The 21420-nt window shown below is 72.5% G+C and carries 18 protein-coding genes and 2 pseudogenes; 8 read left to right on the forward strand and 12 right to left on the reverse strand.

Features of this window, described 5'->3' with window-relative positions; translation table 11 throughout:
* Positions 1 to 87: 87 nt before the first annotated feature.
* Positions 88 to 1896, reverse strand: coding sequence for a proline--tRNA ligase (locus ACTHNQ_RS03280; protein WP_440331058.1), 1809 nt, complete (start codon positions 1894 to 1896; stop codon positions 88 to 90).
* 37 nt (positions 1897 to 1933) lie between these two features.
* Here ACTHNQ_RS03280 and ACTHNQ_RS03285 point away from each other — a divergent pair, with 37 nt between their 5' ends.
* On the forward strand, positions 1934 to 3385 hold the full coding sequence (locus ACTHNQ_RS03285) for an RNB domain-containing ribonuclease (RefSeq protein ID WP_440331060.1): 1452 nt from the start codon (positions 1934 to 1936) through the stop codon (positions 3383 to 3385).
* Between the two features lie 17 nt (positions 3386 to 3402).
* Positions 3403 to 4035, forward strand: coding sequence for a pyroglutamyl-peptidase I (pcp, locus tag ACTHNQ_RS03290; RefSeq protein WP_440331062.1), 633 nt, complete (start codon positions 3403 to 3405; stop codon positions 4033 to 4035).
* A 9-nt stretch (positions 4036 to 4044) separates the two neighbouring features.
* On the opposite strand, the gene ACTHNQ_RS03295 is transcribed toward pcp, so the two are convergent.
* From ACTHNQ_RS03295 to ACTHNQ_RS03305, 3 genes and pseudogenes are all read right to left on the reverse strand, one after another.
* The gene (locus ACTHNQ_RS03295) at positions 4045 to 4647 is read right to left on the reverse strand and encodes a TetR family transcriptional regulator (RefSeq protein WP_440331064.1); all 603 of its coding nucleotides are present in this window, start codon (positions 4645 to 4647) and stop codon (positions 4045 to 4047) included.
* A 454-nt stretch (positions 4648 to 5101) separates the two neighbouring features.
* Positions 5102 to 6316 (reverse strand): annotated as a pseudogene (locus ACTHNQ_RS03300) (benzoate/H(+) symporter BenE family transporter); the annotation flags it as partial.
* Between the two features lie 5 nt (positions 6317 to 6321).
* Positions 6322 to 6450: pseudogene (locus ACTHNQ_RS03305) on the reverse strand (metallophosphoesterase family protein); the annotation flags it as partial.
* Positions 6451 to 6502: 52 nt separating this feature from the next.
* Here ACTHNQ_RS03305 and ACTHNQ_RS03310 point away from each other — a divergent pair.
* Positions 6503 to 7111: a YdcF family protein gene (locus ACTHNQ_RS03310; RefSeq protein ID WP_440331065.1), complete on the forward strand. Its 609-nt coding sequence runs from the start codon at positions 6503 to 6505 to the stop codon at positions 7109 to 7111.
* On the opposite strand, the gene ACTHNQ_RS03315 is transcribed toward ACTHNQ_RS03310, so the two are convergent.
* Both ACTHNQ_RS03315 and ispG read right to left on the reverse strand, forming a co-directional pair.
* Positions 7059 to 7952 carry a phosphotransferase gene (locus ACTHNQ_RS03315; protein ID WP_440331066.1) on the reverse strand — a complete coding sequence of 298 codons (894 nt, stop codon included), beginning with the start codon at positions 7950 to 7952 and terminating at the stop codon, positions 7059 to 7061. The two genes, ACTHNQ_RS03310 and ACTHNQ_RS03315, sit on opposite strands and share 53 nt — an antisense overlap.
* Positions 7952 to 9103 carry a flavodoxin-dependent (E)-4-hydroxy-3-methylbut-2-enyl-diphosphate synthase gene (ispG, locus tag ACTHNQ_RS03320; protein ID WP_440331068.1) on the reverse strand — a complete coding sequence of 384 codons (1152 nt, stop codon included), beginning with the start codon at positions 9101 to 9103 and terminating at the stop codon, positions 7952 to 7954. Before ispG ends, ACTHNQ_RS03315 begins: the two co-directional genes overlap by 1 nt.
* A 270-nt stretch (positions 9104 to 9373) precedes the next feature.
* Between ispG and ACTHNQ_RS03325 the strand changes: the two genes are divergently transcribed.
* Positions 9374 to 11380, forward strand: coding sequence for an anthranilate synthase family protein (locus ACTHNQ_RS03325; RefSeq protein ID WP_440331070.1), 2007 nt, complete (start codon positions 9374 to 9376; stop codon positions 11378 to 11380).
* A gap of 119 nt (positions 11381 to 11499) precedes the next feature.
* Here ACTHNQ_RS03325 and ACTHNQ_RS03330 read toward each other — a convergent pair whose 3' ends face one another.
* From ACTHNQ_RS03330 to ACTHNQ_RS03340, 3 genes are all read right to left on the reverse strand, one after another.
* Positions 11500 to 12753, reverse strand: coding sequence for an RNA polymerase sigma factor (locus ACTHNQ_RS03330; RefSeq protein ID WP_440331072.1), 1254 nt, complete (start codon positions 12751 to 12753; stop codon positions 11500 to 11502).
* Positions 12753 to 13118 (reverse strand): YciI family protein, encoded by a 366-nt coding sequence (locus tag ACTHNQ_RS03335; RefSeq protein WP_018172116.1) that lies wholly within the window; start codon positions 13116 to 13118, stop codon positions 12753 to 12755. Before ACTHNQ_RS03335 ends, ACTHNQ_RS03330 begins: the two co-directional genes overlap by 1 nt.
* Positions 13119 to 13210: 92 nt before the next feature.
* Positions 13211 to 14515 carry a M50 family metallopeptidase gene (locus tag ACTHNQ_RS03340; protein ID WP_440331075.1) on the reverse strand — a complete coding sequence of 435 codons (1305 nt, stop codon included), beginning with the start codon at positions 14513 to 14515 and terminating at the stop codon, positions 13211 to 13213.
* Between the two features lie 92 nt (positions 14516 to 14607).
* Here ACTHNQ_RS03340 and ACTHNQ_RS03345 point away from each other — a divergent pair, with 92 nt between their 5' ends.
* The 3 genes from ACTHNQ_RS03345 to ACTHNQ_RS03355 all read left to right on the forward strand — a co-directional run bounded on the left by ACTHNQ_RS03345 (position 14608) and on the right by ACTHNQ_RS03355 (position 17705).
* On the forward strand, positions 14608 to 15183 hold the full coding sequence (locus ACTHNQ_RS03345) for a hypothetical protein (protein WP_440331077.1): 576 nt from the start codon (positions 14608 to 14610) through the stop codon (positions 15181 to 15183).
* A gap of 95 nt (positions 15184 to 15278) precedes the next feature.
* Positions 15279 to 15980 carry a YcnI family copper-binding membrane protein gene (locus tag ACTHNQ_RS03350; RefSeq protein WP_440331079.1) on the forward strand — a complete coding sequence of 234 codons (702 nt, stop codon included), beginning with the start codon at positions 15279 to 15281 and terminating at the stop codon, positions 15978 to 15980.
* Between the two features lie 60 nt (positions 15981 to 16040).
* Positions 16041 to 17705, forward strand: coding sequence for a Mur ligase family protein (locus ACTHNQ_RS03355; RefSeq protein WP_440331081.1), 1665 nt, complete (start codon positions 16041 to 16043; stop codon positions 17703 to 17705).
* Between the two features lie 85 nt (positions 17706 to 17790).
* On the opposite strand, the gene dxr is transcribed toward ACTHNQ_RS03355, so the two are convergent.
* Positions 17791 to 18876, reverse strand: coding sequence for a 1-deoxy-D-xylulose-5-phosphate reductoisomerase (dxr, locus tag ACTHNQ_RS03360; protein WP_440331083.1), 1086 nt, complete (start codon positions 18874 to 18876; stop codon positions 17791 to 17793).
* Between the two features lie 38 nt (positions 18877 to 18914).
* Complete coding sequence (locus ACTHNQ_RS03365) at positions 18915 to 19883, reverse strand: FKBP-type peptidyl-prolyl cis-trans isomerase (RefSeq protein ID WP_440331085.1); 969 nt, start codon at positions 19881 to 19883, stop codon at positions 18915 to 18917.
* Positions 19884 to 20113: 230 nt separating this feature from the next.
* Here ACTHNQ_RS03365 and ACTHNQ_RS03370 point away from each other — a divergent pair, with 230 nt between their 5' ends.
* Positions 20114 to 20815 (forward strand): lysophospholipid acyltransferase family protein, encoded by a 702-nt coding sequence (locus ACTHNQ_RS03370; protein WP_440331089.1) that lies wholly within the window; start codon positions 20114 to 20116, stop codon positions 20813 to 20815.
* Between the two features lie 2 nt (positions 20816 to 20817).
* On the opposite strand, the gene ACTHNQ_RS03375 is transcribed toward ACTHNQ_RS03370, so the two are convergent.
* Positions 20818 to 21291, reverse strand: coding sequence for an OsmC family protein (locus ACTHNQ_RS03375; RefSeq protein WP_440331087.1), 474 nt, complete (start codon positions 21289 to 21291; stop codon positions 20818 to 20820).
* Positions 21292 to 21420 lie beyond the last annotated feature (129 nt).

Here is a 21420-nt window from a genome sequence, read left to right on the forward strand (position 1 = left end):
GGGGGTGGGGGGCGGCCCGGGGGGGGCGGGGGGGGGAGCGGGGGGGGCGGGCGCCGGGGGGGGCGCGGGGGGCCCCGTCCGTGCGCGCTACAGGGCTGCGGACGCCGCCAGGCGCGCGACCACGTCTGCCAGCGGCACGACCTCACGCTCGCCGCTGCGGCGGTCCCAGAGCTCGACCTGCCCCTCGGCAGCGCCGCGACCGACGATCACGATCTTCGGGACGCCGACCAGCTCGGCGTCACCGAACTTGACGCCGGGCGACACCTTGGGGCGGTCGTCGTAGAGCACGTCGAAGCCCGCCGCCTCCAGGTCTGCCGAGAGCTGCTCCGACACCTCGAACACGACGCTGTCACGACCGGTCGCCACGACCTGCACATCGAACGGCGCCACCGAGGCGGGCCAGATGAGCCCCTTGTCGTCGTTGTTGAGCTCGGCGATGATCGCGAGGATGCGGGTGACGCCGATGCCGTAGGAGCCCATCGTGACCGTGACGAGCTTGCCGTTCTCGTCGAGCACCTTCAGCCCGAGCGCCTCGGCGTACTTGCGGCCGAGCTGGAACACGTGGCCGATCTCCATGCCGCGGGCGAGCTCGACCGGGCCCGAGCCGTCCGGAGCGGGATCGCCTTCGCGCACGCCGGCGATCTCGACGAAGCCGTCGCCCGCGAAGTCGCGGCCGGCGACGAGCGTGTGCACGTGCTTCTGGTCGATGTTCGCACCCGTGATCCACGCCGTCCCATCGACGACGCGGGGGTCGAGAAGGTAGCGGATGCCGGTCGCGGACTCCTCCCCGAGGATGGCACCCGTCTCGGACCACGGACCGATGTAGCCCTTCACCAGCAGCGGGTTCTTCTCGAAGTCGTCCGCCGTCGCAGCCTCGACCTCGGCGGGAGCGAACGCCACCTCCGCGCGCTTGTCGTCGACGTCGCGGTCACCGGGGATGCCGACGATCACGAGTTCGCGCGTGCCGTCGAGGTGGGTCAGCGCGAGGACGACGTTCTTCAGCGTGTGCGCCGCGGTCCACTCGGTCGCACCGGCGGTCGCGGGACCGGCGATACCGGACGCGGGAGCGTCGAGGTGCGCGTTGGCGTGATCGACGAGCGTCTGGATCGTGGGGGTGTTCGGCGAGTCGAAGACGACAGGGGCACCGAGCCCGTCGAACGGGATGGCGTCGGGGACGATCGTCGTGAAGGCTTCGACGTTGGCCGCGTACCCTCCGGCCGAACGGACGAAGGTGTCCTCTCCCACGGCGGTCGGGTGCAGGAACTCCTCGGAGCGCGAACCGCCCATCGCGCCGGCGTCCGCCTGCACGATCACGTACTCGAGGCCGAGGCGCTGGAAGATGCGCTCGTAGGCGTCACGCTGCGCCATGTAAGACGCGTCCAGTCCCGCGTCCGACGCATCGAACGAGTACGCGTCCTTCATCGTGAACTCGCGGCCGCGCAGCAGCCCGGCACGGGGGCGCGCCTCGTCGCGGTACTTGTCCTGGATCTGATAGATCGTCAGCGGCAGGTCCTTGTACGACGAGTACAGATCCTTCACGAGCAGCGTGAAGGCCTCTTCGTGCGTGGGCGCGAGAAGGTAGTCGCCGCCCTTGCGGTCCTGAAGACGGAACAGCAGGTCTCCGTACTCCTCCCACCGCCCGGTGGCCTCGTACGCCTCGCGCGGCATGAGTGCCGGGAAGTGCACCTCCTGCGCGCCGGCCGCCGCCATCTCCTCGCGGACGACCGTCTCGATCCGGGCCTTCACCCGCAGACCCAGCGGCAGCCACGCGAAGATTCCCGCGGCCTGCGGGCGGATGTAGCCGGCGCGCACGAGCAGCTTGTGGCTCGTGACTGCAGCGTCGGCGGGGTCTTCACGGAGGGTGCGGAGGAAGAAGTTCGACAGACGGGTGACCACGATCGTCAAGTCTAGGGCCCGTGCTTACACTGATCGGGTGCCCGCCCGCCGCCCCCGACTCGCTCCTGCCCGGGCGCACGACGAGCTGATCGAGTCGCTGGCGCAGCTGCGCGTCGACCTCGGTCTGCCGACCGGCTTCCCCGATGAGGTGGATGCCGCGGCCGCCCGCGCCGCACGTTCGGTGCCGACCGACCCGGCCGTGGCGGGGCTTGACGATCTGCGCGACCTCGAGTTCCTGACGATCGACCCGGCGGGCTCGACGGATCTCGACCAGGCGATGCACCTCGAACGGACCGCGGCCGGCGGCATCCTGCATTACGCCATCGCGGACGTCCCGGCCTTCGTCGAGCCCGGCGGCCCGGTCGACGCCGAGGCGCGCCTGCGCGGCCAGACCCTGTACGCCGCCGATGGCCGCATCCCTCTGCATCCCGTCGCGATCAGCGAGGACGCCGCCTCGCTCCTGCCGGATCGCGAACGCCGCGCATACGTGTGGCGGTTCGAGCTCGACGAGGGGGCGCGGCCAGTCGCCACGACGCTGCGGCGCGCGGTGATCCGCTCGCGGGCGCAGTGGACCTACACCGACGCGCAGACCGCGATCGACGCGGGCACCGCCCCGCCCACCCTGCAGGCGCTGGCCTGGTTCGGCCCGCAGCGCCTGGAGCGCGAGGCCGAGCGCGGCGGGGCGAGCCTCAACGTTCCCGAGGCGCGCGTGGTGCCCGCCGACGACGGAGGGTACCGCCTCGAGCGCGACGCTCCGCTGCCCGTCGAGGACTGGAACGCGCAGGTGTCGCTGCTGACGGGCATGGCGGCCGCCGAGCTCATGCTGCGCGGTCGTGTCGGCATCCTCCGCACGATGCCTGCGGCCGACCCCGACGATGTCGCGGCGTTCCGCGCACAGACCGTCGCGCTCGGGGTGCCGTGGCGCCCGGACGTCGCGTACGCCGACTACCTGCGCACGCTCGACCGCCGCGATCCGTCCGCGCTCGCGATCCTGGATGCCGCGACGGGCCTGTTCCGCGGCGCGGGCTACGTCGCCTTCGACGGCGAGCCGCCCGCCGATCCGGTGCAGTCCGCGATCGGCGCGCCCTACGCCCACACCACCGCGCCGCTGCGGCGGCTGGTGGACCGCTGGTCGCTCGTCGTGTGCGAGGCGATCGCGAACGACCGGGATGTGCCCGCCTGGGCGCGCGAGAGCCTGCCGGACCTCCCGAAGATCATGGGACGCAGCGACGGACTCGCGAACCGGCTCGAGGCCGGCACGCTCGACCGCGTCGAGGCCGCACAGCTGTCGGGGCGGGAGGGGCGCACGTTCGATGCGGTGGTGCTGAGCAGGCGCAACGGGGCCGCGCGCGTCCAGCTGACGGATCCGCCTGTCGCGGCGAAGGTCGAGGGCCTCGAGGCTGCCGCCGGCACGAGCGTGCGTCTGCGGCTGGTGTCGGCCGACATCGCGACCGGCGAGATCGTCCTGGCGCCCGCCTCCCCGGCGTGACTGCATAGCCTGGACGCATGACGACCGTCCTGCTCACCGGCTTCGACCCGTTCGGCGGCGACGCCGCCAACCCGTCCGGAGAGGCCGTGCATCTCGTCGCGTCGCGGTGGACGGGCCCCGAGGTCCTCGTGACCGCCGTGCTGCCCGTGACGTTCGCCGGCGCTGCGGCGCGCCTGCGCGCGCTGATGGACGAGCACCGACCGGACGTCGTGATCGCGGCCGGGCTGGCTGGCGGGCGCGCCGCCATCGGGGTGGAGCGGGTGGCGGTCAACCTCGTCGATGCGCGCATCCCCGACAACGACGGAGACCAGCCCGTCGACGTGCCGAGCGTTCCGGGCGCCCCGGCTGCGCACTTCGCGACCCTTCCCGTCAAGGCGATCGTCGCGCGCATCACTGAGGCGGGGATCCCCGCGGAGCTGTCGTATTCGGCCGGCACGTTCGTCTGCAACCACGTGTTCTTCACGGCCCTGGAAGCGGCGGCATCCTCGGTCCGCGCCGGGTTCGTGCACGTGCCGTGGTCGACCGAGCACGCGCCCGCCGGCGCGGCGGCACTCCCGCTGCGCGACATCGCCGATGCGCTGGAGATCGCGGTGCGCACGAGCGTCGAGGTCGCCGAGGACGCGGCGGTGCCCGGGGGCACCCTGCACTGAGTCCCGCGGTCAGTCGGCGGCGACGACCCACGCCGCGGCTGCGGCGGCCGTCACGGTCTGCACGATCGCCGCACGGCGGGTGGCGATGCGTTCGGCGCGGTCGCCGGCGTCGGGGATGATGAGCGCGTCGAGCTGCGGCAGCACCGGCCACGCGTTGACGAGGCTCACGAGAGTCAGCAGCAGCTCCCCCGCCGTGACGCGGTCGATGCCGGGGAGCATGCGCTGCATGCGGTCGACCTTCTCGGCGTGGAACTCCGCCCGCGTCGGGCTGTCGGCGGCGGCGATGCCCCGCTCGAGCCCCTCCCAGTACACGAGCCGCGGGATCTCGGGGTGAGCCATGTGGTGGTCGAACAGACGGGCGGCGTAGTCGCCGACGGCATCCGGACCGGTCCCCTCGGCATTGACGGCCTGGAGCGCCGCCTGCAGCGCTTCGGCGAGCACGACGGCGAACAGCTCGTGCTTCTTGCCGAAATACTGGTAGATCCGCTCCTTGTTCACGCCGGCCGCCGCCGCGATCCGGTCGACGCGGGCGCCGGCGAGGCCGTACTCGCTGAACTCCGCCGTCGCGGCGTCGAGCAGCAACTGCTTCGTGCGTTCCGTGTCCCACGCCATGTCGCCATCGTAGCGAAGAAATCCAACTGGATGGTTGCGGAATAGACCGCGCGGTGCTTCACTTACAACCAACCAGTTGCAACCATTCGGTTGGATTCTTGGAAGGATGCCGCACATGCCCGCTTCGACCGCTCCCGGGCCCGCCCGGACCGACGCCGTCCCCACCGCCCCTCCCGCTCCTGCTCCCGTCCCCTCCGTGCACATCCGCGCGCTGATCACGTGGCTCGCGATCTTCCCGCTCGTGTCTGTGGGCATGCTGCTGCTCGCCCCGATCTCGGAGTCCTGGCACCCGGTGCTTCGCGCCCTCGTGCTCACCGCGGTCGTCGTGCCGCTCGCCGTCTACGTCGTCGTGCCGCGCCTCCTGCGCGCGCACGGCGCACTGCTCCGGCGGCGCCGGCGCGACTGACCCGCTGCGCGTCGCGCCTGAGCCGTCGTCGATCCGGTCGCAGGCGCGACGCCGGCCGAGGTGCAGCACCTCTCGCACGACCAGTCCCGCCACGAGCGCCCAGAACGCCGCGCTGACGCCCGCGATCGCGATGCCCGACGCGGCGACGAGGAACGTCACGACGGCAGGCAGCCGCTCCCCCGGGTCGTCGATCGCCTGCTGCACCGCGGACCCGAAGGCGCCGAAGAGCGCGATGCCCGCGACCGCGGGGATGACGGCATCCGGAGCCACCACCACCAGGGCGACGAGCGCCGCCGACAGGCCGCCCAGCACGATGCCCGCCCCGCCGGTCGAGACGCCGGCGACCCACCGGCGCTTCGGGTCGGGGTCCGCGTCGGGGGCCGCGGCGAGCGCGGCGCTGATGGCGGCGAGGTTGATCGCGTGTCCGCCGGCCGTCGCGCCGAGCGCCGTGCCGATGCCCGTCACGAGCATCGCCGGACGCCACGGCACGTCGTACCCGAAGCTGCGCATGATCGCGACACCCGGCACGTTCTGCGACGCCATGGTCACGAGGAACAGCGGCAGCGCGAGACCCACCACCGCGCCGAACGTGAGCGTGGGCGCCGTGAACTCCAGTCGCGGGATCAGCACGGCGGGGTCGATCGAGGCTCCCGTGACCGCGACGTCGACGCCGATCACGATGGAGGCCGCCACGAACGCGAGCGGCACCGCCCAACGCGGGGCGAATCTCACCCCGATCAGCCACACGACGACGATCGGCGCGACGCCCCACGGGTTCTCGACGATGCCGCCGACGGGCGCCAGACACAGCGGCAGCAGGACGCCGCCGAGCATCGCCTGCGCGATCGACGGCGGGATGCGTGCGATCAGGCGTCCGAGCTGCGGCCACAGGGCGGTCAGCAGGATCAGGCCCGCGGTCACGAGGAAGGCGCCGACCGCGGCCGACCAGCCGCCGTCGACGGAGCCCGTCGTGGCCAGCACGGCGGCGCCGGGCGTCGACCACGCCACCGTGATCGGCATGCGGTAGCGCCACGCGAGGATGATGGATGCCGCACCCATCGTGAGGCACAGCACGAGCAGGCCGCTGGCCGCCTGCGCCGACGTGGCGCCGACGCCGTCGAGCCCGGTGAGCACGACGGCGAACGAGCTGGTGACGCCGACGAGCGCGGTGACGATGCCTGCGACGATCGGCCGCGACAGCGGCGCTCGCGGGGCCGGGGCCGCCGCGTCGGCGTCGGGGCGGGGGTCGACGGCGTCGCTCATGCGGTCCTGCCGGCGTTGTCGCCGAGGTTGAGGATGCGCGTGATCCCTCGGCCGGCGATATCGGCGAGCACCGCTTCGAGCGCCGTCAGGTTGCCGTGGACATCGGAGATGAGGGCGATCCGTTCGAGGGGCACCCTCGTGATCCTGCCACGTCGGCGGAGCTCGGATGCCCCTAATGTCGGGGTTGTGCGTCGTGTGCTGCTGGTTCTGATGTCTCTGGCGGCGACAGCCGTCGCCGGTGTGGTCGTATGGGCCGAGGTGGTGCATCGGCGCACCTCGCGGCAGGCCCTCGGCGACCTGTCCGTGCCGGGCGGCCGCGAGGCGGTCGTGGTCCTCGGGTACCGCGACGCCGGTCCGCGCGCGAACTTCGTCAACCGCTACCGCGTGCGCCTGGGTCTGCGCTCGCTGGACCCCGCCGCGGCCGAGAGCGTGCTGGTGCTGTGCGGCGGCGCCGTCGGCGGGGATGTGCCCGAGGCCGCACTGATGGCGCGGTACGCCCGTGAGCGCGGCTACACGGGACCCGTCGTGCTCGACACCGAGAGCCGCACGACGGCCGAGAACATCCGCAACGCCATCCCGCTGATCGAGGGCGCCGAGACGATCAGGATCGTGTCGCACGCGCCCCACGCGGTGGTCGGCCGCGAGTACCTGTGGGCGATGCGTCCCGATCTCGCCCGGCGCCTCGCCCCCGGCGACGACGCCCGCCTCGGCGAGGCCCCGGTGCTCAAGGTCGCCGCGGCCGTCATCGCGGCGCGTCACCGGGCCGCGAACCGCCGGGCCGCGCGGGATCGCTGAGCTCGGCGAGCGCGTCGGCGATCATGCGGTGGCCCTGCGCCTCGAACTCGACGTCGCCGACCTGGTGGGCCCAGGCGGCGGTGCCGATCGCCTCGCGCAGCCGCATCAGATGCCAGTGCGACGGATGCCGGGGGTCGCGCCCGTAGCCGTCGAAGAACGCCGTCTCGCACGCCGGCTCTTCGCGCCACTCCTGCGCGGCCAGTCGCACGAAGTCCGTCGCCGCCGGCCGGAAGGCGAAGCGGCCGAAGTCGATGACACGCACCTCGTGGCCGTCCACGAGCCAGTTGCGCGGCTGCCAGTCGCCGTGGGTCGGCACGAGGTCCGCCTCGATCGGCGCAAGGGCGGCGAGCGCCGCGCGCAGCTGAGCCTCGACGTCCGGCGCGATCGCATGGGAGGTGTCGAGCCAGCGCAGCGCGCGGGCGGTGGCGGCGGCATCCACCCCATCCGACGGGCGCGTCGCCTGGGCGTGGAAGTCCCGCAGCAGCCGACCCGCACGCCGATGCACCTCGGGATCGAGCCCCGCGGGCGTGCGGTACGAGAGGGTGCCCGGGAGCCACTCGGTCACGAGCACACGGGCCTCGCGGTCGTGGTGACGCAGCACCGCGGCGTGACCGGTCCGGGACCACACGTCGACGAAGCCGCCGAGGTGGGCGTCGAGCTCACGGCCGAGATGGTGCACCTCGGGTCCGGCGGCCTTCACGACGTACTCGCGCGCCTCGTGGCGCACGCGCAGCACGATCGTCTCGACCTGGTTCCAGGAGAGGTCGGCGACGACCTCGGCCGCAGGCATCCATTCTTCGACCCGTGCGCGCTGCGCGGCCGACAGGCGGCCGAATCCCATCAGGACGTGATGACCTGTGCGGTCCCGACGGCGGCGTCCGGGCCCATCTCGTCGGCGATGCGGTTCGCCTCTTCGATCAGGGTCGCGACGATCTCGGACTCGGGCACGGTCTTGATGACCTGTCCCTTCACGAAGATCTGCCCCTTGCCGTTGCCCGAGGCGACGCCGAGGTCGGCCTCGCGCGCCTCTCCGGGACCGTTGACGACGCAGCCCATCACGGCAACGCGCAGCGGCACCGTCATGTCCTTGAGGCCTTCGGTGACCGAGTCCGCGAGCGAGTAGACGTCGACCTGGGCGCGCCCGCAGGACGGGCACGAGACGATCTCGAGCTTGCGCTCGCGCAGGTTGAGCGACTGCAGGATCTGGTGGCCGACCTTGACCTCTTCGGCGGGCGGAGCCGACAGCGACACGCGGATCGTGTCGCCGATGCCCTCGGCCAGCAGGATGCCGAACGCCGTGGCGGACTTGATCGTGCCCTGGAAGGCGGGGCCGGCCTCGGTCACGCCGAGGTGCAGGGGCCAGTCGCCCCGCTCGGCGAGCAGCCGGTAGGCCTTCACCATGACGATCGGGTCGTTGTGCTTGACCGAGATCTTGAAGTCGTGGAAGTCGTGCTCCTCGAAGAGGGATGCCTCCCACACGGCGCTCTCGACGAGCGCCTCGGGCGTGGCCTTGCCGTACTTCTCCAGCAGGCGCCGGTCGAGCGACCCGGCGTTCACGCCGATGCGCAGCGACACACCAGCGGCCTTCGCCGCCGCCGCGATCGCGCCGACCTGGTCGTCGAACTTGCGGATGTTGCCCGGGTTCACGCGGACCGCGCCGCATCCGGCGTCGATGGCCTGGAACACGTACTTCGGCTGGAAATGGATGTCGGCGATCACCGGGATCTGGCTCTTCGCCGCGATGATGTGCAGCACGTCCGCGTCGTCCTGCGACGGCACGGCGACGCGCACGATCTCGCAACCCGAGGCGGTGAGCTCGGCGATCTGCTGCAGGGTCGCGTTGATGTTGGTCGTCGGCGTCGTCGTCATCGACTGCACGCTGACGGGGGCATCGCCTCCGACCAGCACCTTGCCCACCTTGATCTGGCGGCTCTTGCGGCGGGGGGCGAGCGTTTCGGGGACCTTGGGCATCCCGAGATTCACGGCTGGCACGCTCCCAGCCTACGCGCGGCGGCAGGGGGCGGGCTGCCGCGGAGCCGAGTGGATGCCGGGAGCCCGGCATCCGCTCCCCCGCTCCGACACACGGACCGGGGCGGGGGCCGCCGTCTGCTATCGTGACCGCATGCCCGCGACCCGCTCCTGGTGGCCCGCCTTCTAGGCGGTGTGTTCGCGTTTCCTGCACAGACCGCCCCCGGGGCGGTCTTCTTGTCTGCGCGTGCATGACACCAGGGCCCGCCCCGACAGACACGGAAGGCCCCATCGATGACCGAGGCCGGTCCCCGAGCCGCTGATCTGCTCGCCACGCTGCACGACGAGACGACGTCGTCCGGCATCCCCCCGTTCGCCCTCATCGCCCGCGACGGCGCCACCGTCGAGGTGCTCGTCGGCGAGGTCGCCGACGTCGACCTGCTGGGCGACATCCCGCTGCTCGACGCCGCGGGCGCCCCTCGCGAGGTGCTGGCGCTCGTGCCGTTCCGCCAGGTCCGCGAACGGGGCTTCGAATGCCACGACGACGGCGCGCCGCTGCGCTGCCTCGTCGTGACCGACCGCGCCTCGGTCCCCCGCGACGACGCCCTCGCCCTGCTGCCGGCCGAGCCGATCGCGCTCGACGACCCCGGCTTCGACATCGCCGACGAGGACTACGCCGACATCGTGCGCCGCGTCATCGCCGACGAGATCGGCCGTGGCGAGGGGGCCAACTTCGTGATCCGGCGCGACTTCACCGCGGGCGTGTCGACGGATGCCGCCACCGCCGCCCTCACGTGGTTCCGGGCGCTGCTCGAGCACGAGCGGGGCGCGTACTGGACCTTCGCGGTCGTCACCCCGGGCCACGTCGCCGTCGGCGCGAGCCCCGAGGCGCACGTCAGCGCGCGCGACGGCGTCGTCACGATGAACCCCATCTCGGGCACCTTCCGCCACCCCGCCGGCGGTGCGACGGTCGAGACCCTCACCGAGTTCCTGCGGTCGACGAAAGAGACCGAGGAGCTCTTCATGGTCGTCGACGAGGAGCTCAAGATGATGAGCGCCGTGTGCTCCGACGGCGGCCGGATCACCGGCCCGCACCTCAAGGAGATGTCGCGCCTCACCCACACGGAGTACGTGCTGCGCGGCCGCAGCAGGCTCGACCCGCGCGACATCCTGCGAGAGACGATGTTCGCCCCGACGGTGACCGGCTCGCCGATGCAGAACGCGTGCACGGTCATCACGCGCCACGAGACGTCGCCGCGGGGGTATTACTCCGGCGTGGCCGCGCTGTTCACGCCCCGAGAGACCCTCCTGGCCGACGAGCCGACGCACGACCTCGACGCGCCCATCCTGATCCGCACGGCGTACCTGCAGGACGGGCGGCTGCGCGTCCCGGTCGGCGCCACGCTGGTGCGTCACTCCGACCCCTACGGCGAGGTGGGCGAGACCCACGGCAAGGCGGCGGGGGTCCTCGGCGCGATCGGCGCCGTTCCGCGTGACATCGCTGCCGAGCGCGCCGCCGGCGACGCCCCCGAGGCCGGTGGGGCCGCCGTGCTCGACGCCGTCGCGGGCGGCGTCGCCGAGATCGACGAGGACGCGCCCGCCGCTGCCCCGCGCCGCCTGGCCGACGACCCGCAGATCGCCCGGCTGCTGGCCTCGCGCAACGCCCGTCTCGCCGAGTTCTGGCTGAACCCGCAGGGCACCACGGGTCCGGCGCCGTTCGCCGGCCGCTCCGCTCTGGTCGTGGATGCCGAGGACCGCTTCACGACGATGCTGGCGCATCAGCTGCGCCACCTCGGCCTCGACGTCGAGATCGTCCCGTGGAACGAGGTCACCGACGCGCAGGTCGACGCCGCCGAACTGCTCGTGTCGGGTCCCGGACCGGGCGACCCCCGGGATGCATCGAGCCCCCGCATCCGCCGCATGCGCGACGTGGTGCGCCGGCGCCGCGCCGCCGGCGCGCCGCTGCTGGCGGTATGCCTCAGCCACCAGATCCTCGCGGACTCGCTCGGCATCGGGCTCGCGCCCCTCGACGCGCCGCACCAGGGACTGCAGAAGACGGTCGACGTGTTCGGCACACCCGCCTCGATCGGCTTCTACAACACCTTCACCGCGCGGGTGCCGGCCGGCACGACGAGGGCAGGCGACGCCGAGGTGGCCGCCGACGCCACCGGGGACGTCTATGCGCTCCGCGGGCCGGGCTTCGCCTCGGTGCAGGGCCACCTCGAGTCGATCCTGTCGCGCGACGGCATGACGACGCTCCAGCGCCTGGTAGAGCAGGCCCTCACCCCGGTGCCCGCCTGACGGAGCCGGGCCGCCCTTAACCTCGAGTTCGGGGCGCGGCGCGGTCCTTCGGGGCGCGCATTGCAGGCCCCGCAGGACGGCCGGGCGCCCGAACCGGGGAACCGGGGCGAGGCTGTCGCTCAGCGGGATGCGCGGGCAGCCAGCAGGCGCCGTTCGGCCTCGTTCGCCGTGAGCTCCAGGGCGCGCAGGTCCGCGGCCAGCGCGTCGTCGTCGCGGCCGAGATCGCGCAGCAGCGACGCCCGCACCGCGTGCCACAGGTGCGAGCGCGCGAGCGGGCCCGCGAGCGCGTCGACCTCGGCAAGCGCGGCAGCGGGACCCGCGACGCGGGCGAGGGCCACGGCGCGGTTGAGACGCACGACCGGTGTGTCGTCGTAGGCGAGCAGCATGTCGTACAGCGTGAGCACCTGCAGCCAGTCGGTCGAGGCGACATCCGGGGCGTCGGCGTGGCATGCGGCGATGGCCGCGTGCAGCTGCCATCGCCCGGGCCGGCGCAGACGCGCCGCGCGTTCGAGCTCGTCGCGCGCGCCCTCGAGCAGCGCCGCGTCCCACCGGGAGCGGTCCTGATCGGCCAGCAGCACGAGGTCCCCGTCGACCGACCGCGCCGACTCCCGCGCCCGGTGGAACCGCAGCAGCGCCAGCAGTCCGTGCGCCTCCGCGGCCCGCGGGAGCGCCCCGGCGATCACCTCGGCGAGCCACAGGGCGTCGTCGGCGAGATCGCGGTCGGCGGCGGCATCCGCTCCTGACAGGAAGTGCGCCTCGCTGTACATGACCGACACGATCGTCAGCACGAGGTCCAGGCGGGCCGCGGCATCCGGCCCTGAGGGCACGCGCAGTGGGATGCCGCTGTCGGCGATCTTCCGCTTCGCCCGCGAGATGCGTTGCCCGGTCGCCGGCTCGGTAGAGAACGTGGCGCGCGCGATCTGCGCCGTCGTCAGGCCGCACACGGCGCGGAGCGTCAGGGCGAGCTGCGCCTCGGGGGCGAGGGCGGGGTGACAGCAGCCGAACAGCAGCGGCAGCCGCTCGTCAGCGGGTCCGGCTGAACCACCCTGCGCCGGATCCGGCAGCAGCGCCACCTTGTCGCGCAGCACGCGCGCCCGCCGCACCCGGTCGAGCGCGTTGTGGCGCGCCGCCTGCATCAGCCAGGCGCCGGGCTTCGGCGGGATGCCACGCCGCCGCCACTCCCTGAGGGCCTCCTCGACAGCCTCCGCGACGGCGTCCTCGGCCACGTCGAAGCTTCCGAACGACACCGTCAGCGCCGCCGTGATGCGAGCGGACTCCTCGCGCACGACGCCGGCGAGGAGGCGATCGGATGCCGCCGCCCCGGCGTGCGCGGACGCCGGTTCGTCCGGGGCGGCGGCATCCGATCCGGTCATCACTCGAACTGGCTGTAGTCGGTCACCATCGGGCGGATCTCGATCGCGATCCCCGGCAGCTCCATCGACGGCCATGTCTTGACGAGGGCGATGGCGGCGTCGAGGTCGGGGACGTCGATCACGCTGAAGCCGCCGATGACCTCCTTGGCCTCCGAGAACGGGCCGTCGACGACGACGGGGCCGTCGGGCCCATGCTTGACGGTCGTGGCCGTCGAGACCGGCAGCAGCTCGGCGCCGCCGTCGGCGATCTGATCGGAGTTCGTCTGGAACCACTCCCAGATGCGCCCGTAGACCTCCTTGGCACGCTCCTCGGGCACAGCCGCGTCGAGCTCCGGGGTCGAGGTGAACATGATGACGTACTTCATGGCCCGTGTCCTTTCGTCAGGGGAACCGTTTCATCCCCACAGCGAACGGACAAGGGCGTTCTCGACAGCGGCGCCGAAAATACCCACAGGTGTCAGCCGAGCGTCACCGGATTGAAGATGTCGGCGAGCACGAGCACGGCGCCCATCGCGATCAGCGCGATGACGACGATGAACGTGAGAGGCACGAGCTTCGTGGCATCGACCGGCTTCGGCGGAGGACGGCGGAAGATCTTCGCCCACACCCGCTTGACGCCCTCCCACAGCGCGACCGCGATGTGTCCGCCGTCCAGCGGGAGCAGCGGGATGAGGTTGAAGACGAAGAGCGCGATGTTGAGCGACGCGAGCAGCGACAGGAATCCGGCGACCCGGTTGAGCACCGGCGCGTCGGCGGCCGCGACCTCGCCCGACAGGCGGCCGGCGCCCACGATGCTGAGCGGCCCGTTCGGGTCGCGCGGTTCGCCCGTCACCAGGTCCACCGCGGTGTTCCACACCTTCGCCGGCAGCTGCCAGATGATGCCGGCGACTGCACCCACGTTCTGCACCGCGGCCTGCGGGCCCGCCCAGATCGGCTGCTTCACGTACTCGACCGTGGGGCCGATGCCCACGAAGCCGACCTCCTGGGTCGAGGTGGTCCCATCGGCCGCCGTCACGGTGGTCTCGACGGTGGCGGGCGTCACCTGGACGGTGTGCTGCTCGCCGTCGCGCTCGATGACGAACCGCAGCTGCTCGCCCGGAGACGAGCGGATGATGGCGGATGCCTCGGCGAAGCCGGTCACCGGCTCCCCGTCGATCGACACGATGGTGTCGCCGGGCTCGATGCCGGCCGCCGCCGCGGGGGCGGTGGGGTCGGAGGACGTGCACTCGCTCGTCGTCGTCGACGGCACGCACTCCGACAGGCGCGAGACCGTGGTCGTGGCCGTCTGCAGCCCGATGCCCGAGAACAGGACGGTGAAGAGCACGACCGCGAACAGGAAGTTCATGAGCGGTCCGCCGAGCATCACGATGATGCGCTTGTAGATCGGCAGACGGTAGAAGACACGGGTGTCGCCGTCGCCGCGCAGGGTGTCGTCGTTGGCGTCTCGGGCATCCTGCACCATCGTGGCGAAGAAGCCCCCGGCCGCGCGTCCGCTGCGGCTCTCGGCCTGCTGCAGGGCCGGGGACGGCGGGTACATGCCCGCCATCGAGATGTAGCCGCCGAGAGGGATGGCCTTGAACCCGTACTGCGTCTCGCCGCGCCGGCGCGACCACAGGGTGGGGCCGAACCCGATCATGTACTGGCCGACGCGCACGCCGAACTTCTTGGCGGGCCACAGGTGGCCGAGCTCATGGAGCGCGATCGACACCGCCAGGCCCACGACCATGAGGGCGACACCGACGACGAAGGCGAGGATCTCCACGAGATCACGGTACCCGCGCCAGCCTTTGAGTTGGGTGTGACGGTCTCGCGTAGGCTCAGGGGCAGGCAGCCGGTCGATAGAAGCGAGGAGCCGTGACGCCACGCCACGTCCGTGCGCTGCGCGGCACCGCTGCCGCGTGGGTCGCGACCGTGGTCGCCGCGACCGCCCACACGCTCGCCGGCGGAGGCGCCCCCGCGCCGTCGCTCGTCGCCGCCGTCGGGATCCTCGCCGCACCGTTCGGTGTGGCGGTCGTCGGGCGGCGTCTGTCGGCCTGGCGCATCGGGGCCGTCGTGCTCGCCGGCCAGGCGCTCTTCCATCTCGCGTTCGCGATCACCGCGGGCGCCGATCCATCCGCGCCGCATTCCCATCACACGATGGTGCTCGCCGGCGGCATCGCGCCGGTCGCGCTCCCCGACGCCCCGATGGTCTTGGCGCACGCGCTCGCGGCGCTGGCGACGGTCGCCGGGCTGTACGGCGGCGAGCGGATGCTGCGCGCCCTGGGGCGCGGCATCCGTTCGGTGCTCGCGCGCGCCCGCGTCGTCCTGCCCGCACCGCCCGTCCCCGCGCTCGTCACGCCGGACCGCGAGCGCACGATCCGCCCGGCGCGGGCGGTGCTGTCCGGCCTGTCCCGCCGCGGACCTCCGGCCTTCGTCACCGCGACGCACTGAGCGTCGCCTCGCACCGTCCGGGCGCCCGCCCGGACGGCGATCTCCGCCGCGCGCACGGCAGCTCCGTCGTGCGCCGAAGACGAAGGACGAAAGACATGACCACCACCATCACCCGCTCCCCCCGCCGTGCCCTCACCCTCGGTGCGGTCGCCCTCGGCACCGGCCTCACGCTCGCCCTCGGCGCACCGTTGGCCGCATCCGCACACGTGCACGTCGATCCCGAGACGGCCGCGGCCGGCGCCACCGAGACGATCACGTTCTCGTTCGCGCACGGCTGCGACGGCTCGCCCACGACGGCTCTCGCGATCGACATCCCCGACGGAGTGGCCAACGCCACGCCGGTCGTCCAGGGCGGCTGGACCATCACGCGAGAGCTCGGCACGAACGGCGTGCCCACGCGCGTCGTCTACACGCCCGACACCCCCGTCGAGGACGCGCTGAAGGCGTCCGTCGCGATGGATGTGCTGTTCGCGGAATCGGCCGCCGACTCCGCACTGGCCTTCCCGGTGACGCAGACGTGCGCGGTCGGCGAGACCGCGTGGACGCAGATCGCCGCCGACGACCAGGATCCCGAGGAGCTCGACGCACCGGCGCCGGTCGTGACCGTGGGTGCGGTGGCGGACGCCGAAGACGGCCACCACGGCGGTGGAGCGGATGCCGCCGACGACCATGAGGCAGCGGCTGCGGCATCCGGAGATCCCGCCGACCCCGTCGCACGCTGGCTCGCCGCGGGCGGCCTGGTCGCCGGCATCGCCGCACTGATCGTCGTGCTGGTGCGGGGTCGACGCCGCGCCTGATCGCTCGGCCATGGCGCCCGCCCGCGCACGGGGCGGGCGCCGTGCGAAGATGGATGCGCCATGCCGACCGACGCGCCTTCGAACCTGCCCCCGGTACTCCGCCCCGACGCGCCGCCGACCCACTCCGTCGCGGATCTCGCGACGCGCTTCGCCGCCGACGTGCGCGGCGACGTCGAGGGCGCGATGCTGACCGGCCTCACCCTCGCGACCGCGGACCTGCGTCCCGGTGACGTGTTCGTCGCCGTGCAGGGGGTGAACCGCCACGGCGCAGAGTTCGCCAAGGCCGCCGCCGACAAGGGCGCCGTCGCGGTCGTGACCGACGCCGCCGGCGCAGACGCCGCCGAAGCGACCGGACTGCCGGTGCTCGTGGTCGACGACCCGCGTGCGCTCCTCGGCGACCTGTCGGCGTGGGTGTACAGCACGGGCCGCGACGACCGGCTGCCGACGCTGTTCGGCACGACGGGCACCAACGGCAAGACCAGCGTGTCGCACCTGCTCGAGGGCATCCTCGGCCAGCTGGGCGTGACGACCGGCCTGTCGTCGACCGCCGAGCGCCACATCGCCGGTCAGACGATCGTGTCGCGCCTCACGACGCCCGAGGCATACGAGATGCACGCCCTCCTCGCCCTCATGCGCGAGCGCGGGGTCGAGGCGGTCGCCGTCGAGGTCAGCGCCCAGGCGCTCAGCCGCCGCCGCGTCGACGGCATCGTCTTCGACGTCGCCGGGTTCACCAACCTCACCCACGACCACCTCGACGACTACGCCGACATGCGCGAGTACTTCGAGGCGAAGCTGCCGCTGTTCCGCGCCGACCGCTCGCGCCGGGCCGTCGTCTGCGTCGACTCGGCGCCCGGAGCCGAGGTCGTCGCCCGCAGCGAGGTGCCGACGGTCACGGTGGGCACGCCCGACCTCGCTTCGGACCGGGATGCCGCAGCCGCCGCCGACTGGGTCGTCGAGATCATCGACGAGCGTCAGATCGGCACCGAGTTCCGCCTCACGGCGCGCGACGGCCGGACGCTCACGACCCTCGTCCCGGTGATCGGGCGCCACATGGCCGCCAACGCCGGCCTTGCGATCGTCATGATCCTCGAAGGCGGCTACGCCTGGGAACGTCTCGTCGAGGCGCTCGACGGCGGGCGCATCGACGCGTACCTGCCCGGACGCACCCAGCTCGTCTCGGGAGATGCCGGGCCGGCCGTCTACGTCGACTTCGGCCACTCCCCCGACGCGTTCGAGAAGACGCTCGCCGCCGTGCGGCGGGTCACCCCCGGCAAGGTCGTCATGGTGATGGGCGCGGACGGCGACCGCGACGCGACCAAGCGCCACGATATGGGCCGCACGGCCGTCGAAGGCAGCGACATCCTCGTCATCACCGACCACCACCCTCGCTTCGAGGACCCCGACGCGATCCGCGCGACGCTGATCGAGGGGGCCCGCCGCGCCCGGCCGGACGCCGAGATCCTGGAGTTCTCACCGCCCGAGCGGGCGATCATCGAGGCCGTCGCGCTCGTCGGCGACGGCGACGCGATCCTGTGGATCGGCCCCGGCCACCAGGACTACCGCGACATCCGCGGCGTCCGCACGCCCTATTCGGCACGTGAGCTCGCCCGTCGCGCCCTGCGCGATGCCGGCTGGCCGGTCCCCGAGCCGCACTGGCCGGTGCCGTACCCGGACGACGAGACGCCGGCATCCGATCCCCTGCGCCCGGTCTACCCAGAGGCCTGAGCTCCGGCATCCCCGGCCCCTCCCGGGATCCGCGAAAGGGTACGGTTCCGCGGCGGAACTGTACCCTTCCGCGGATCCCGTGGGCTCAGGATGCCGCCGCGATGGCCTTGTCGGCTGCGCGGCGGGCCCACGCCTCGGCGTCGGCGAGCGCCTCGCGGGTGAGGGCGTCCGGCGCCTCGTGCGCGTCGACGACCCGGGCGACCGTCTCGACGATGCCGAGGAAGCTCAGCCGCCCCTCGTGGAAGGCGTCCACGGCCTGCTCGTTGGCCGCGTTGAACACGGCGGGATAGGTCCCGCCCGCGCGTCCGACCTGCTTGGCCAGGCGCACCGCCGGGAACGCGGCGTCGTCGAGCGGCTCGAACGTCCACGACGTGGCCTTCGTCCAGTCCAGCGGCGCGCCGACGCCCGCGACCCGGTTCGGCCAGTCGAGACCGAGCGAGATCGGCAGCCGCATGTCGGGGGGCGACGCCTGGGCGATGGTCGACCCGTCGACGAACTCCACCATCGAGTGCACAATCGACTGCGGATGCACGACGACGTCGATCTCGGCGTACGGCACACCGAACAGCAGATGCGCCTCGATCACCTCGAGGCCCTTGTTGACGAGCGTCGCCGAATTGGTCGTCACCACGCGGCCCATGTCCCACGTGGGGTGCGCCAGCGCCTCGGCGGGCGTGACGTCTTCGAGGGATGCCCGGCTGCGACCGCGGAAAGGACCCCCGGATGCCGTCAGCACGAGCCGGCGGACCTCGTGGCGCTCCCCCGATCGCAGCGCCTGCGCGATCGCCGAGTGCTCGGAGTCCACGGGGACGATCTGGCCCGGACGCGCGAGCGCGGTGACGAGGTCGCCGCCGACGATGAGCGACTCCTTGTTGGCCAGCGCCAGGGTGCGGCCCGTCTCCAGCGCGGCGAGGGTCGGGCCGAGCCCGACCGAGCCGGTGATGCCGTTGAGCACCACGTCGGCCTCGACGTCGCGCACCAGCTGCTCCGCCTCGACCGCTCCGAGAGCCGTGTTCTCGACGCCGAACTCGGCGGCCTGCGCCTCAAGACCGGCGCGGTCCGATCCCGCGGCGAGACCGACCACCTCGAACCGCCGTGGGTTGGCGCGCACGACGTCGAGCGCCTGCGTGCCGATGGATCCTGTGGAGCCGAGGATGAGGACGCGCCGCATCCGGCCAGCCTACCCGCGAGGCCGGATGCGGCCGCCGCCTACTGCTGCGGCGTGTGCTGGACGCCGAGGATGTCGATGACGAAGACGAGCGTCTCGCCCTTGAGGTCCTGGTCGTTGATCTCGCCCTCGCCGTAGCCGGCAGCCGGGGGGATCACCACGAGGACCTGCGAGCCGACCTTCTGGCCCTCGAGCGCCTGCTGGAAGCCCTGGACGACGCCCGTCGTCTGGAACGAGGCGGGGGCGCCCTTGCTCCAGCTGGAGTCGAACTCCGAGCCGTCCGACCACTTGATGCCCATGTACTGCACGAACACCTGGTCACCCGACTCCACGGTGGGGCCGTCGCCGAGCTTCAGGTCCGCCAGCTGCACCTCGGTGGGCGGGTCGGCGTCGGGGATCGTGACGGACGGCTTGCCGTCGTCGGCGAGCTCCACCTTCGGCATCCCGGCCACCGGCTCCTGCGCGGCTCCGGTGGCGGTCGTCGGCAGTTGGTCGACCGTCTGCATGACCACGACGATGTTCGAGGCGCCCTGGCTGAGCATCGACCCGGGAATCGTGAGCGTCGTGGTCGAGCCGAGCGGCGTGCACAGGACGCCGGTGCCGAAGATGCTCTGGGGGTCGACGATGATCGGGACGAGGCCCGAGTCGTCGGGCGACGTCGTCGCCGAGTCCATCGCGACCTCACCGGTGGTGGGGTCGATCACGAGGTACTGGCCCGAGACGAGCTGGCCGGTGGCGAGGTCGTCGCCGTCGCCCTTCGTGGCGGTCGTGCGCTGCAGCTCGGTGAACTTCAGGTCCGTGGGCGCCTGGGCGGAGAGCTTCGGGGCAGTGCCCGAGACGGTCACCGCGTCGGAGTCTGCACCCGACTTCGGCTCAAGGCCGCAACTCGAGGACGTCGCGGTCGGCGTGGGCGTCGAGTCGGCGTCAGGCGTGCCCGAGGCAGCACAGCCGGCGAGCAGGACGGCCGACAGCGCGGCGGCGGAAAGGGCGGCGAGCGGTCGAATGCGCACGGAACAACCTCGAGTCGGTGACAGGGAAGCCTCCATCTTTTCGCATCTTTGCTCCGCCCGTGCTGAATGTTCCCTATGTCGGGCCGGAACGCGCCATGCCGTTACCGGAATGCAATCCGGAGTACCCTCTACGGGTGACTTCTGACCTCGTTCCCGGCGCCGACCACACCGCGGACGAAGTCGATTCCGAGTCCGAGACGACGGCGCCGGCTGTGATCCCGGCGCGGCGCATGGGGCTCACCTACTTCTTCGGCCGTCTGATCCTGGCACCACTTGCTCGCGTCGTCTATCGCCCGCGGATCGAGGGCAAGGCCAACGTGCCGAAGTCGGGGCCGGTCATCTTCGCGAGCAACCATCTGTCGTTCATCGACTCGATCGCGATCCCCGTCGCTGCTCCCCGGCCCGTGCACTTCCTCGCGAAGGCGAGCTACTTCGAGAAGCCGGCGTCCCGCTGGTTCTTCACCGCGATCGGCGCCATCCCCGTGCAGCGCGGCGCCGGCCAGGCCGCGCTCGACGCGCTCGACCAGCAGCGGGAGCTGCTCGACGACGGCAGCGCGGTCGCGCTCTACCCCGAGGGCACGCGCTCGCTGGACGGCCGCCTTTACAAGGGACGCACCGGCGTCGCCTTCCTGGCGCTGCAGACCGGCGCCCCGGTCGTTCCGGTCGGCCTCGTCGGCACCGACAAGGCCATGCCCGTCGGCGCGAAGATGCCCTCGCGCACGCCGCGGGTGACCGTCCGGTTCGGCGCGCCGATCGACCTCGCGCACCACGGCCCGGCGACGTCGGGCAAGGCGCGACGGCTCGCCACCGACGAGATCATGGCGGCGATCCACGCCCTCTCAGGTCAGGAGCTCGCGGGAGCCTACAACGAGGTGCCGGCGCAGAACCCGATCGACCGGATCAAGCAGGTGCTCCCCCACGAGCGCCGCTGAGGTCACTCCGCGACGACGATCGTCGCCTCGTGGCGCACCGGGAAGTTCACCGAGTTCGCGATGAAGCACCACTCGTGGGCCTGCGCATGCGCGGAGGCCGCGGCATCCACCATCGAAGCGTCGGCGACCGTCACCCGGGGCCGCAGCATCACCTCGCGGAACGCACCGCCCCCGCGGCCGTCTTCGACCATGAGGCCGGATGCCTCGTCCTCGTAGCCGACGACGACCACACCGGCCTGCACGCACGCGTGCAGGTACGACAGCAGGTGGCACTCGCTGAGCGCGGCCAAGAGCAGGTCCTCGGGATTCCAGCGGGACGGATCCCCGCGGAAGGGCTTGTCGGACGACGCGAGCACCGCCGGCTTGCCGGGGATCTCGAGCGTCACAGCCCGGTCGTAGTCGCGATAGCCGGACGTGCCGGTGCCTCGGTCTCCGGTCCATGTGCTCCGGACGGTGTATCGGTGCTCACCCAGCATGCGGACAGTCTGACATGACGGCGGCGACCCGAGTCGGCGGTAGGCTTGCGGGGTGCCGCAGACCTTCGCCGCAGCCGACGCCGTGGAACTCGCCGTCGTCGAACGCAGTGGATTCGTCGAGTCGCGGCA

The organism is Microbacterium sp., assembly GCF_051953575.1.
Taxonomy (GTDB): Bacteria; Actinomycetota; Actinomycetes; order Actinomycetales; family Microbacteriaceae; genus Microbacterium.

Coding starts and splice junctions, on each gene's coding strand:
- ACTHNQ_RS03315 (WP_440331066.1), bottom strand. CDS start 7,952: ATGGGATTCGGCCGCCTGTCGGCCGCGCAGCGCGCACGGGTCGAAGAA.
- pcp (WP_440331062.1), top strand. CDS start 3,403: ATGACGACCGTCCTGCTCACCGGCTTCGACCCGTTCGGCGGCGACGCC.
- ACTHNQ_RS03295 (WP_440331064.1), bottom strand. CDS start 4,647: ATGGCGTGGGACACGGAACGCACGAAGCAGTTGCTGCTCGACGCCGCG.
- ACTHNQ_RS03370 (WP_440331089.1), top strand. CDS start 20,114: ATGGGGCTCACCTACTTCTTCGGCCGTCTGATCCTGGCACCACTTGCT.
- ACTHNQ_RS03375 (WP_440331087.1), bottom strand. CDS start 21,291: ATGCTGGGTGAGCACCGATACACCGTCCGGAGCACATGGACCGGAGAC.
- ACTHNQ_RS03350 (WP_440331079.1), top strand. CDS start 15,279: ATGACCACCACCATCACCCGCTCCCCCCGCCGTGCCCTCACCCTCGGT.
- dxr (WP_440331083.1), bottom strand. CDS start 18,876: ATGCGGCGCGTCCTCATCCTCGGCTCCACAGGATCCATCGGCACGCAG.
- ACTHNQ_RS03330 (WP_440331072.1), bottom strand. CDS start 12,753: ATGACCGGATCGGATGCCGCCGCCCCGGACGAACCGGCGTCCGCGCAC.
- ACTHNQ_RS03355 (WP_440331081.1), top strand. CDS start 16,041: ATGCCGACCGACGCGCCTTCGAACCTGCCCCCGGTACTCCGCCCCGAC.
- ACTHNQ_RS03335 (WP_018172116.1), bottom strand. CDS start 13,118: ATGAAGTACGTCATCATGTTCACCTCGACCCCGGAGCTCGACGCGGCT.
- ACTHNQ_RS03325 (WP_440331070.1), top strand. CDS start 9,374: ATGACCGAGGCCGGTCCCCGAGCCGCTGATCTGCTCGCCACGCTGCAC.